Origin of the sequence: Bartonella sp. Raccoon60 (assembly GCF_002022585.1) — a bacterium.
Taxonomy (GTDB): Bacteria; Pseudomonadota; Alphaproteobacteria; order Rhizobiales; family Rhizobiaceae; genus Bartonella; species Bartonella rochalimae.
In genome coordinates this window covers 490,791-505,151 of sequence record NZ_CP019786.1, presented here as the reverse complement: position 1 = coordinate 505,151, position 14,361 = coordinate 490,791, and the positions used below count along the sequence as shown (strand labels likewise).

Annotated in this window: 7 protein-coding genes; 1 reads left to right on the top strand and 6 read right to left on the bottom strand. The window is 36.6% G+C overall.

The window, feature by feature from the left end:
- The first annotated feature begins 17 nt into the window (after nt 1-17).
- Nucleotides 18-293 (top strand): hypothetical protein, encoded by a 276-nt coding sequence (locus tag Bra60_RS02220; protein WP_078688472.1) that lies wholly within the window; start codon nt 18-20, stop codon nt 291-293.
- 364 nt (nt 294-657) lie between these two features.
- Here the strand turns inward: Bra60_RS02220 and Bra60_RS02215 are convergent, their stop codons facing one another.
- The 6 genes from Bra60_RS02215 to rplL all read right to left on the bottom strand — a co-directional run bounded on the left by Bra60_RS02215 (nt 658) and on the right by rplL (nt 14,254).
- On the bottom strand, nt 658-2,055 hold the full coding sequence (locus Bra60_RS02215) for an L-serine ammonia-lyase (RefSeq protein ID WP_078698039.1): 1,398 nt from the start codon (nt 2,053-2,055) through the stop codon (nt 658-660).
- A gap of 316 nt (nt 2,056-2,371) precedes the next feature.
- Nucleotides 2,372-3,058 (bottom strand): nitroreductase, encoded by a 687-nt coding sequence (locus Bra60_RS02210; RefSeq protein WP_078688470.1) that lies wholly within the window; start codon nt 3,056-3,058, stop codon nt 2,372-2,374.
- 1,146 nt (nt 3,059-4,204) lie between these two features.
- Nucleotides 4,205-4,591 (bottom strand): MerR family transcriptional regulator, encoded by a 387-nt coding sequence (locus Bra60_RS02205; RefSeq protein WP_078688469.1) that lies wholly within the window; start codon nt 4,589-4,591, stop codon nt 4,205-4,207.
- Nucleotides 4,592-5,072: 481 nt separating this feature from the next.
- Entirely contained in the window at nt 5,073-9,284 is a 4,212-nt protein-coding gene (rpoC, locus tag Bra60_RS02200) for a DNA-directed RNA polymerase subunit beta' (protein WP_078688468.1), read from the bottom strand.
- A gap of 171 nt (nt 9,285-9,455) precedes the next feature.
- A complete protein-coding gene (gene rpoB, locus Bra60_RS02195; protein WP_078688467.1) occupies nt 9,456-13,604 on the bottom strand; it encodes a DNA-directed RNA polymerase subunit beta in 4,149 nt (1,382 codons plus the stop codon).
- 281 nt (nt 13,605-13,885) lie between these two features.
- Nucleotides 13,886-14,254, bottom strand: a complete 369-nt coding sequence (gene rplL / locus Bra60_RS02190) for a 50S ribosomal protein L7/L12 (RefSeq protein ID WP_035006015.1) — start codon at nt 14,252-14,254, stop codon at nt 13,886-13,888.
- Nucleotides 14,255-14,361 lie beyond the last annotated feature (107 nt).

Sequence of the window (14,361 nt, the reverse complement as noted above, 5' to 3'; positions counted from 1 at the left end):
ATGTTAAGGATAGTGCTATGACACATAATGCTACTAACCCATCTGAAAAGGAAAAGCTTTTCAAACAACCATCTCTTCTTTCATTACGATCACTTCACGAAGCTGCAACAAAACTAGCTAATTTAAAATATAACTCAACTACATTGAATACTCATTCTCTTGTCAGCCTTCTCATTTGCCAAACAACTCGAAATCGTCGTTTAACCATGCCTTCTGTACATATCCACTTACGTGTCGCAAGTAAAACTGGCAATGTACCTATTAAACTCCGCCTAGGAGCAACAAATAAATAGTTTACAATTAAATTTCAGAAAAATATTTTATAAATTTGAATAATTCTTATCTTAAAATCTATAAAGATTATAATGAGCCTGACATTTTTTACTGTCAGTTTTAAAATAATATTATCCTTACAATAAAAGCTGAGAATAGAAAAATATTATATTTCCTTAGTCTATTAAGACCTAAAAAACTCAATTGTATTTTTCATTATCAGAAAAGAAAATCCTATAGAAATTAACAAAAATATTCAGTATTTCTGCTCAATAACTTAAAAACTTTCTTAATAGTGCATTACTGCTTAAGTAAGAAAGCATACATTACTGATATTATTGAATTTCTTTACTAGGTTGATGACTTTCTTACACACTAAATGATTTAACAAGATAAAACATTCAACGCAAGACCACCTTTGCTTGTTTCTTTATAACGTTCACTCATATCATGCCCTGTCTGACGCATTGTTTCAATACAAGTATCAAGAGAAACAAAATGGTTTCCATTACCGTGCAAAGCAAGAGAAGAGGCTGTTACAGCTTTAACAGCACCCATCGCATTACGTTCAATACAAGGAACCTGAACAAGACCAGAAACTGGATCACACGTCATACCTAAATGATGCTCAAGAGCAATCTCAGCTGCGTTTTCAATCTGCGCTGGCGTTCCACCCAATGCAGCTGTCAACCCTGCTGCTGCCATAGCAGACGCTGCTCCAACTTCACCCTGACAGCCGACTTCAGCACCAGAGATAGAAGCATTATGTTTAATAATACCACCTATAGCTGCTGCTGTTAATAAAAAATTATGAATTCCCTCTTTATCTGCACCATCATGAAATTGAGTATAATAGCGCAAAACAGCAGATACAACACCAGCTGCACCATTTGTCGGAGCCGTAACAATACGACCACCCGCAGCATTCTCTTCATTTACTGCCATAGCATATACAGAAAGCCAATCATTTGCTAAAAGTGGTTTATTGCAATTTTTTTTCTGGTCCTCCAACAGCTTATCATGAAGTCTTTTAGCTCGTCTTGGGATACATAATCCACCTGGTAACTCACCTTCTTGTAAAAGCCCCCTATCAATACAATTTATCATAGCAGAAAAAATCTCATCAAGTGCAGTATTCAAAGCAGCACGGTCCATTTTGGTTTCTTCATTTATACGTTTCATTTCAGCAATTGAAAAACCCGAAGCTTTAGCCATTGATAACATTTTATCAGCCGAATCAAAGGGATATGGCACCTGTGATGTTTTCACTTTTGTGTTATAATCTGCACGATTTAATTCATCCTCAGTTACAACAAAACCACCACCAATAGAATAATAAATCTGTCGTAAAAGAACACTTCCCTCAGCATTAAGCCCTTCAAATGCGAGACCATTAGCATGTCCAGGCAAAATCCTTTTTCTTTCAAAAATGAGATCACTTTCTAAATCAAAGCGATAAACAGTATGACCTTCTGGCCATACTTTTTTTTCACGTTTCACTTGTTCAAAAAGCAACCCTATACAATCAGGATCAACAGTAGATGCTTTTTCCCCTAAAAGCCCTAATACAACAGCTCTATCGGTAGCGTGACCTATTCCTGTAAAAGCTAATGAACCATGAAGATAAACTCGAATATGAGAAATCTTAAGACGCGATGGCTGAGAAAGATTCCTTGCAATAATCTCCTGCAAAAACGTATTAGCAGCTAGCATTGGACCCATTGTATGAGAACTAGAAGGACCAATGCCAATCTTAAAAATTTCAAAAACAGATAAAAACACCGCCCACCTCAAAATCAAACGCAGATCTTGAGTACACGTTTTTCATTAAAATTAAATTGTAAAGTAAATAAAAAAAATAATAGCTACAAACATGAACGTAGCACGTCTTGCTACCATCCAGCAATCCTTTTCTATAGCATTTTCCATATCTAACCCTTAAGGAGTAAACAATAACCTAAAACACCCCCACCTCACTATATGAAATATAGTAAAATAAGTATTAAGACGCAATATTAAAATAAAATGTAAAATGAAAAGTTTCATAAAACATTTTGTGTAATTCTTCATTTTATACTCAAACAAATAAAAATAACTCCTAACATGACTGAATAAAACGCACAAAGTTTCTGATCGGTTCGCGCTCAGTCTCAAAATTATTTTCTGGAGCATTTGCATCACGATAACCAAGAGCCATACCACAAATAATACGCTCTTCGGAAGGTACTGACAAAAGTACACATAATTGCTTATGATAATCAGCAAATGCAGCTTGGGGACACGTATCTAATCCAAAGCCACGCGCAACTAACATAATGGTTTGCATAAACATACCTAAATCAAGCCAACTCCCAATCTCCATATCTTGGTCCATTGTGAATAAAAATCCAACAGGTGCACCAAAAAATGAAAAATTCCGTGCTTGTTGGCGTAACATTTTTTCTTGCTCACCTTTTTGAATTCCAAGACTTTTATAAAGATCTAAACCAACTTTTCTACGTCGAGAAAGATAAGGCTCACGCCATTGACGTGGATAATATTGATATTCACGCTCCCCTTTTATACCCGATAATACCAATTGTGAAAGCTCCTCTCCAACTTTCTGCAACGCTTCCCCTGTCAAAACAATCACTTTCCAGGGTTGAAGATTTGTTCCAGATGGAGCCCGTGCTGCAAATCTTAATATTTGCTCAATTACTTCTCGCTTAACAGGTTGATCAGTGAAAGCTCGAATTGATTTTCGTGATAAAACAGATTGAAAAACATCAACAATAGAACCCTTCATTGTACTTACTTTCTCTTATATGAAAGATAATTTAAATGCCGCTCTTCTTTAATGAAAAAAATAAAAAACTCTTATACTTCCTAATTTAGGATCTCTAGTACACTGGATAAGGCAAATTTGTTGGTTACATGCTTTATCTGCTAATCTTATCTCTTTTTTTCTGCTTAATATGGCTTTCTCTCACCAATGAATTATATAAAAATGGGATAAAATCAATAGATTCTATATTTTTAAAATCATTTGCAGAAATTATACTTTAATGCATATTTCAATTGCCTAATCTTTATAAAATATAAAAACTCACCAAGCTTTAACAAAAACAATAAGGAAAAAATAGCGCGAGTATCATAATGCACATAAATATTCAATAAAGCTTAAAATAACCTTTATTATTACAACATTAAACCGCATAATCTGCTCTTATTATGGTATTAAGAAGAACTCATTAAAATTATCAATAAAATCAACTATATGTATTTCTGAAAATCTTATTTTATTTAACAACGGGAACCATTAATTGCAAAAAATATGATTATGTAAAAATTTATAAACACATAGAATATTAAATAAAGAACAAGGCAAAATACATCGTACCAAACATAAACAGAAATACGGTGGTATCTCTTGAACGCTTATTATTTACATTATTTTGCGAAAAATCCTATCATAAAGTATGATAACTGCATTTAAAATTGTTATTTGACTGCTATAATCTCTACAACTTCTCTTGTAAGTTTTTATTTCCTTACAAAAATATTATAATACATAGAACAGATAGTAATTCTATGATATAATTTCCGTGTTTATACAACAAATTAATTTTTGATACTGTAATCAATAATTTAAGTGTTTCGTGCACTATATCAATATGTATTACTTATTCTTGAAAAGACATAAAAATTGTTCACACTAAGTTTGCTCTTATTCCTAGATCAAAAAAAGAAGATAACCGTCTGCCCCAATTCCGGCTACTGCAATAGCTAAAATTACTCAAATCAATTTTGAGTTTAGTGTTTCTCAATCCAAGTTTTGATATTTAGTATTACACGTAATTTCTTTTTATATTAGTATAAATATCACTAAAAGACACCTTAATTTTGAGATAGAATTTTACTAAGTTTTTAGTCAAACTTATAAAACTTAAAGTTAACGATTAACTCCTAATTCAGCTAAACTCTCAAAAAAAGTCTCTTCGATACATTCTAAATCATTTAATAAATCAGTAATATCGCTCTGCATCTGCCGCAAATCAGCACGTTTTTTATTGATAGTTTCAATTAATTCTTTAAGTTTTTTTTCATTATCAGGTGGTTTTCTATCTATTGCGAATATATTGGATATCTCAGATAAGGAAAAATTAACCCTCCTAGCCTGTAATATTTGCTTCAATTTACAACGGTCCATTTGCGTATACAACCGCTTACACCCACGCCGAAAAGGCGTAAGTAATCCTTCTTCTTCATAATAACGCAAAGTCCGAGCAGTTATTGAAAACTCTTGAGTTAAATCATTAATTGAATAATATCCTTGCATTCTAATATCTGTTCAATAAATCAACTACATTGTTATCCAAAACGTATAGGCTTTTTATCAAATCTTAGTTAGAATTTTCTTATTGTTTTCTTTTTGTTTTCTTTTGAAAGATAAAAAATATAAACTGAAGAAAACTTTCTAAAAAGAATACCTTTTTTATCAAATAATCTAACTTCTTTATCTTATCCCTTGAAAGGTAACAAACAACTACCATTTATTTTATAGGTCTTTCAATTTTCAATATACAAAAATAAATTTCTCTTCCTAATTACCTAAATATCGCAAACTTATAGTAGAACAATCAAAATACTAAATATTATAATTAAAAATTTTAATTTACATTAAAATTTCTTAAATCTAAGATCACCTTATAAAACTTTTATAAAAACACATTTATCAGAAATGCTATTCTGAATTTTAAAGCCTAATAAAAACGCCTAATTTTATTTCAGGCGCTTTACATCTTTCTTAGCATTATTAATCATTCTGCAACAGTACTAGTTGTCATATTTGTTAACATAGCTTTCGTGGTTTCGTCATCACTGGATTTTCGGCGCTCATTCATAATCAAATCATCACGAACAGTAGCAATACGACGAATTTGGGCAATCGCACCACCTGTACCTGCAGGTATAAGCCGACCAACAATAACATTTTCTTTAAGCCCTTGCAGAGTATCAATTTTTCCAGAAACTGCCGCTTCAGTAAGCACACGCGTTGTTTCCTGAAATGACGCCGCTGAAATAAAAGAGGGTGTCTGAAGAGATGCTTTTGTAATTCCAAGAAGTATAGGATTACCTACTGCAGGTTTTTTACCTTCCGCAATTAGATTATCATTGATTTCGTCTAACTCAATACGATCAACATGATCACCTGCAATATAACCAGAATCACCAGCTTCAGTAATTTCAACTTTTTGCAACATCTGGCGAACAATCACTTCAATGTGCTTATCATTAATCAAAACACCCTGTAAACGGTAAACTTCCTGAATCTCATTAACAAGATAAGACGCCAAAGCTTCAACACCTTTAATTGCCAAAATATCGTGAGTCGCTGGATTACCATCAAGGATATAATCACCTTTCTCAATCTGATCACCCTCTTGCAAATGAAATAATTTACCCTTTGGAATTAAATATTCTATTGGTTCAAGGGATTCATCATGTGGTTCAATAATAATACGGCGTTTATTTTTATAACCACGACCAAATCGAACTGTACCACTAATTTCAGCAATAATAGCATGATCCTTTGGACGACGTGCTTCAAAAAGCTCAGCTACACGTGGCAAACCACCGGTAATATCCTTAGTTTTAGCGCTTTCCATTGGCAAACGTGCAATAACATCGCCTGCCTTAACATAAGAACCAGGCTCAACAGAAAGAATTGTCTCTACCGACATCATATAACGGGCCTCGCCACCTTTATACAATTTAGCAATAGTTTCGCTTTTCTTATCTGTATAGATGATAATCGCTGGTTTTAGCTCAGCACCACGTGGGTTAGCACGCCAATCAATCACCAAACGCTTAGTAATACCTGTAGATTCATCAGCTGTTTCAGTAACTGATAAACCATCAACCATATCTTCAAAACCTATATAACCATCGACTTCAGTCAGAACTGGCCGTGTATAAGGATCCCACTCTGCTATACGTTGACCGCATTTTACAACATCACCATCATCAACAAAAATACGTGCTCCATAACTAATACGATGTACAACACGTTCTTTACCAGCCTCATCCTTAATAATAATAGCCATATTGCGCCCCATAACCACCAAATGGCCTTCAGAATTCCTAACCACGTTGCGGTTACGAATTTCTATTGTACCCTCATAAGACGCCTCAAAATAAGATGAATCAACAACCTGTGCTGTTCCACCTAAGTGGAAAGTACGCATCGTAAGTTGAGTTCCTGGCTCACCAATTGATTGAGCTGCAATAACACCAACTGCTTCCCCCTGATTAACCAATGTTCCACGTGCTAAATCACGACCATAGCACTTAGCACAAACACCAAGACGCGTTTCACAGGTCAAAGCAGAACGTATTTGAACAGACTGAATCCCTGCCTCTTCAATCTTAGCAACATCAGATTCTTCAATCATTGCACCACCTTCAAGAATAACCTCACCAGAAACTGGATGCAAAATATCAAGAAGTGCCGTACGACCAAGAATTCTCTGACCAAGAGAAGCAACAATTTGTCCTGAATCAACGATTGGCTGCATAGTAAGGCCTTTCATAGTACCACAATCAACCGCTGAAATAATAGCATCTTGCGCAACATCAACAAGACGCCGCGTTAAATAACCAGAGTTAGCAGTTTTTAAAGCAGTATCAGCAAGCCCTTTACGTGCACCGTGCGTTGAATTAAAGTATTCATTAACAGTTAAACCTTCTTTAAAATTAGAAATAATTGGTGTTTCAATAATTTCACCCGACGGTTTTGCCATTAACCCGCGCATCCCAGCCAACTGCCTCATCTGATTAGCAGAACCACGCGCACCGGAATGTGACATCATATAAATTGAATTCATTTGCCGTTTACGACCTGTCTTAGGATCAAATTCAATTGCTTGAATACGCTTCATCATCTCATCGGCAACACGATCGGTACATTTACCCCAAGCATCAACGATTTTGTTATATTTCTCACTTTGGGTAATTAAACCATCACTATATTGCTGCTCATATTCCTTAGCAAGAGCTTCCGTTTCTGCTACTAAATGAGACTTACTATCAGGAATAACCATATCATCTTTACCAAATGAAATTCCAGCACGACAAGCATGAGAAAAGCCAAGCTGCATGATACGATCACAGAAAATCACAGTTTCTTTTTGCCCACAATGTCTATAAACTTGGTCAATCATTTTAGAAATATTCTTTTTAGTCATTTCTTGATTAACAATATCAAACGAAATATTCGGATTTTTTGGTAAAAGTTCACCAATAATTAAACGACCAGGTGTTGTATCATAGAGTTTTGAAACAACTTCACCATCCTTATTAAGATCCTTAAAACGGCCTTTAATTTTTGTATGCAAAGTTACAATTTTATTTTCTAGAGCATGATGCAATTCACCCATATCTGCAAAAGCCATCCCTTCACCTGGTTCTTTTTCAGAAACAATTGAAAGGTAGTAAAGACCAAGAACCATATCCTGTGATGGAACAATAATCGGTGCACCATTAGCTGGATGAAGAATATTATTGGTTGACATCATCAAAACACGAGCTTCAAGCTGCGCTTCAAGAGAGAGAGGGACGTGAACAGCCATCTGATCACCGTCAAAATCTGCGTTAAATGCTGTACACACTAACGGATGAAGTTGTATAGCTTTCCCTTCAATCAAGATAGGTTCAAAAGCCTGAATTCCTAAGCGGTGAAGTGTCGGCGCACGATTCAGCAACACAGGATGTTCACGAATAACCTCATCTAAGATATCCCAAACTTCTGGATGTTCCTTTTCAACAAGCTTCTTGGCCTGCTTTACAGTAGATGAATATCCCTTTGCATCAAGTCGCGCATAAATAAAAGGCTTAAATAACTCAAGAGCCATTTTTTTCGGAAGACCACATTGATGTAATTTCAATTCAGGACCTGTTACGATAACAGAGCGACCTGAATAATCAACACGCTTCCCAAGTAGATTCTGACGGAAACGTCCTTGCTTACCTTTTAGCATATCTGAAAGGGATTTTAATGGACGCTTATTTGCGCCAGTAATCACACGCCCGCGACGACCATTATCAAATAACGCGTCAACGGCTTCTTGCACCATACGCTTTTCATTGCGGATAATAATTCCAGGAGCACGCAACTCAATTAATCGCTTTAAGCGGTTGTTCCGGTTAATAACACGTCGATAAAGATCATTCAAATCTGAGGTAGCAAAACGACCACCATCTAATGGAACCAATGGACGCAAATCTGGTGGAATGACTGGAATAGTTTTCATAATCATCCACTCTGGTTTATTACCAGATTCAAGAAAATTCTCAACGATCTTAAGCCGTTTAATCAGTTTTGCCTGTTTTAATTCTGAAGTTGTTTCCGCTAACTCCATACGCAAATCATTAGCAATTTTATCCAATTCCATTCCCGCAAGAAGCTCATAAATAGCCTCTGCACCAATCATAGCTGAAAATTGATCCTCTCCAAATTCATCAACAGCAAGCATATATTCTTCTTCTGATAAAAGCTGATGCAACTTAAGAGATGTCAATCCTGGTTCTGTAACAATATAATTCTCAAAATAAAGAACTCTTTCGATATCTTTTAAAGTCAAATCTAAAAGAGTAGAAATACGCCCAGGTAATGACTTAAGAAACCAAATATGAACTACGGGAGCTGCAAGCTCAATATGACCCATACGCTCACGACGCACCCGTGAAAGAGTGACTTCTACACCACATTTTTCACAGATAATACCCTTATATTTCATACGTTTATATTTACCACATAAACATTCATAATCTTTAATAGGGCCAAATATACGAGCACAAAAAAGACCATCACGCTCTGGCTTAAATGTCCGGTAGTTGATAGTCTCTGGTTTTTTAATTTCACCATATGACCAAGACAGAATCTTCTCAGGACTCGCAATGGAAATACGAATAGAGTCAAATGTCTGCACTGGTGCCTGAGGATTGAAAAGATTCATGACCTCGTGGTTCATGCCGTTCTCCTTCAAAGATTCTAAAACTAGCCACAATAGCTTTTCTCTTTGTTAAAGCTTTATTTGAGACTTGTTTTCACTTTTAAAATGTTCCGCCATCTAATAGAAATTTCTCTATTATAACTTTATAAAAAAATCAGAGCATACTATTTTAAATATGCTTCCTCAAAATTAACCTTCTGAATCAGATATTACTCGTTGTGCAATAAGTTCACGTGCATCATCAAGCTCTACATTAAGACCAAGAGAACGCATTTCCTTAACTAATACATTAAAGCTTTCAGGAATACCTGCTTCAAATGTATCATCACCACGAACAACAGCTTCATAAACTTTTGTTCGACCGGCCACATCATCTGATTTAACCGTCAACATCTCCTGCAAAGTATACGCAGCACCATAAGCTTCAAGTGCCCAAACCTCCATCTCACCAAAACGTTGACCACCAAATTGAGCCTTACCTCCTAACGGCTGCTGTGTAACAAGTGAATAAGGTCCAATTGAACGCGCATGTATCTTATCATCAACAAGATGATGCAATTTAAGCATATAGATATATCCTACAGTCACTGGACGATCAAAAGGCTCTCCAGTACGACCATCATAAAGCGTAACTTGTCCTGAACTATCTAAGCCTGCATCTTCCAACATCATATTAATATCAGCTTCATGGGCTCCATCAAAAACAGGTGTTGCAATCGAAACGCCTTGCTTCATCTGAAGTGCTAACTTAACAAGACTTTCATTATCATAGTGGCGAACCGGCTCATTACGATCATCATCAGGAATGAGATTTTCAATACGTTGACGCAAAGGCAATATATCTCCGGTTTCCTGATAAAGCTTTATTAAATCACCAATTTTTTTACCCATACCCGCACACGCCCAACCAAGGTGTGTTTCAAGAATTTGGCCAACATTCATACGACTTGGCACCCCCAAAGGATTCAAAACAATATCGGCATGCGTTCCATCCTCAAGAAATGGCATATCTTCTACTGGAAGAATACGTGACACAACACCTTTATTACCGTGACGTCCTGCCATTTTATCTCCTGGTTGAATTTTGCGCTTCACTGCAACAAAAACCTTCACAATCTTCATAACACCAGGAGGCATTTCATCGCCTCTTTGAACTTTTTCAACCTTATCCATAAAACGACGTTGCAGTGCTTTTTTTGATTCATCATACTGCTTATGCAAAGCTTCAATTTCATTCTGAAGCTTCTCATCCTCAACAGCAAACTGCCACCACTGATATCGTGGATACTGTTCCATCACTGTACTATCAAGAGTCTTTCCTTTGGAAAAACCTTTTGGACCTTCTATCGCAACTTTACCCGTTAATATATCCGCAAGACGTGCATAAACACTCCGATCCAAAATTGATTGCTCATCATCACGATCTTTAGCCAAACGCTCAATTTCTTCACGTTCAATTGCCATTGCGCGCTCATCTTTTTCTACGCCATGGCGGTTAAAAACACGAACTTCTACAACAGTACCAAAAGTTCCAGGAGGCATTCGCATAGAAGTATCACGAACATCCGAAGCTTTTTCACCAAAAATCGCACGTAAAAGCTTTTCTTCCGGCGTCATTGGACTTTCACCTTTTGGTGTAATTTTACCAACTAAAATATCACCTGGATGAACTTCAGCACCAATATAAACAATACCTGCTTCATCAAGATTTCTTAATGCCTCTTCTGCAACATTAGGAATATCGCGGGTAATTTCTTCTGGCCCAAGCTTTGTATCACGTGCAGCAACCTCAAACTCTTCAATATGAATCGAAGTAAATACATCATCAGCAACAATGCGCTCAGAAAGTAAAATAGAATCCTCATAATTATAACCATTCCAAGGCATAAATGCGACAAGAACATTTCTCCCAAGAGCTAAATCACCAAGATCTGTAGATGAACCATCAGCAATAATATCACCCTTTTCTATCCGATCTCCTACGTGTACGAGAGGACGCTGATTAATACAGGTAGACTGATTGGAACGCTGAAATTTCTGCAAACGATAGATATCAACACCAGACTTTGAAGGATCTAAATCCTCTGTTGCACGAATAACAATACGCATTGCATCAACTTGATCAACAATACCACCACGTTTTGCACCAATAGCAGCACCCGAATCACAAGCAACTATCGCTTCCATACCTGTACCAACAAGAGGTGCCTCTGCACGCAAAAGTGGAACTGCTTGACGTTGCATATTAGATCCCATCAGCGCACGATTTGCATCATCATTTTCTAAAAATGGAATAAGGGCAGCAGCTACAGAAACTAACTGTTTTGGCGAAACATCCATCAAATCTATATGATCACGCGGCGCCATTAAAACTTCACCAGCATGACGACAGACAACAAATTCTTCCGTAAAACGTCCTTCTGCATCCAATGAAGAGTTTGCCTGAGCCACATAATGTTTTGATTCTTCCATAGCAGAAAGATAAATAACTTCTTTCGTTACCTTACCATCAATAATCTTTCGGTATGGACTTTCAATGAAGCCATACTTATTAACCCGAGCAAATGTTGCTAAAGAATTAATCAGACCAATATTCGGTCCTTCCGGTGTTTCAATCGGACAAATACGACCATAATGCGTAGGATGCACATCGCGCACTTCAAAACCTGCCCGCTCACGGGTTAAACCACCTGGACCAAGAGCAGAAAGACGACGCTTATGGGTAATTTCTGACAATGGATTGGTTTGATCCATAAATTGCGATAATTGTGAGGACCCAAAAAACTCGCGAACTGCTGCTGCTGCTGGCTTTGCGTTAATCAAATCCTGTGGCATAATGGTATCAATTTCAACCAACGACATACGTTCTTTGATTGCACGCTCCATACGAAGTAAACCAATCCGATATTGATTTTCCATCAATTCTCCAACCGACCGAACACGACGATTGCCAAGATTATCAATATCATCAATCTCACCACGACCATCACGCAATTCAACTAACATTTTAACAACAGCAAGAATATCTTCTTGGCGCAAAATGCGAACTGTATCTGGACAATCAAGCCCCATACGCAAATTCATCTTAACTCGCCCAACAGCTGAAAGATCATAACGCTCTGGATCAAAAAACAATGAATGAAACATAGCCTCTGCTGTATTAATTGTTGGCGGTTCACCTGGACGCATTACTCGATAAATATCAAATAAAGCATCCTGCCGGCTTTCATTTTTATCCACTTTTAAGGTATTACGAATATATGCACCAACATTCATATGATCAATATCAAGAATATTAATCTGATCAGCACCAACATCAGACAAAATCTTTAATGTTTTTTCATCAATTTCATCTCCAGCTTCAAGATAAATCTCACCTGTTTGATAATTTACGATATCTTCTGCAAGATAGGATCCCAACAAATCATCTTCACTAACTTCAATCGCTTTTAAACCTTTTTCTTCTAAAAGCTTTGCAGCGCGAACTGTTAGTTTTCTACCAGCTTCTGCTACAACCTCACCACTATCTGCATCAACAAGATCAGAAACCAGTTTCATGCCCCTAAAACGATCAACTGAATAAGGAGTACGCCACCCATTCTTAGTACGTTCATAAGAAACTTTGTTGTAAAATGTCGACAAAATATCTGATGCATCCATACCCAGTGCCATTAAAAGACTTGTCACTGGAATCTTTCGCCGCCGATCAATACGAACATAGACAATATCTTTAGCATCAAACTCAATATCAAGCCACGAACCACGATAAGGAATCACACGAGCAGCAAAAAGAAATTTACCTGATGAATGAGTTTTTCCTTTATCATGATCAAAAAAGACACCTGGAGAGCGGTGCATCTGCGAAACAATAACACGCTCTGTACCATTAATTACAAACGTACCATTATCAGTCATTAAAGGCATGTCCCCCATATAGACACCTTGCTCTTTAATGTCTTTAATATCTTTTGAACCAGTATCTTCATCAACATCAAAGACAATTAAACGCAATATCACCTTTAATGGCGCTGCATATGTCAAATCACGTTGATGACATTCTTCTACATCAAATTTAGGTGGATCAAATTCGTAACGAACAAATTCAAGCATAGCTGTTCCGGAAAAATCCGAAATAGGAAACACCGATTTAAAAACAGCCTGCAAACCTTCATCTAAACGCCCGCCTTCCGGTTCCTCAATCATAAGAAATTGATCATATGAAGCTTTCTGAACTTCAATAAGATTCGGCATTTCTGCTACTTCAGGAATCTTACCAAAAAATTTACGCACACGTCTACGGCCATTAAATTGGGACATCATCGCTAAAGTCTGAGCCATTGTTGCTCCTCGATCTTTACTGCTCAAGGTAGACTAAACCTTGATAGCTTTATGTCATCAGTCTGCATACATACAGACCAGCTCATTTGATACCCTTTTAAGTATCTCTAATTTTTATATACCTAAACAACCAATATATCTACTTAATTTGACTTTACCATGGGCCGTTTACAACAGCCCATTCCCTTACAGCTACTGAACTGTAAGGAAAAGGATTATCTCAATCAAGCCCCTTTTCTCAGGGAAATTGGCACACATCAATATTTACCAATAAAATAAACTTACTTAAGCTCAACCTTAGCACCAGCAGCTTCAAGTTGGGCCTTAATTTTTTCTGCTTCTTCCTTAGAAGCACCTTCTTTAATAGGCTTAGGTGCTCCCTCAACTAAGTCTTTTGCTTCTTTAAGTCCAAGCCCCGTAAGAGCCCGAACTTCTTTAATAACATTAATCTTTTGAGCACCACCATCTGTAAGAATAACATCAAATTCTGTTTTCTCTTCGGCAGCTGGAGCAGCAGCACCAACAGCAGCAACCGCCACAGGAGCAGCAGCAGAAACACCCCATTTTTCTTCAAGTAATTTTGAAAGCTCTGCAGCCTCCAAAACAGTAAGGTTAGAAAGATCTTCTACGATCTTTGCTAGATCAGCCATTTTAAAATTCCTTCACTTAAAAGATTTGAATTATTGTTTAGAAATTATCCAAAAAAACAGAAAACTATCAAGAATTTCTGTAAGCTTAGATTACAAAAAACAGCATA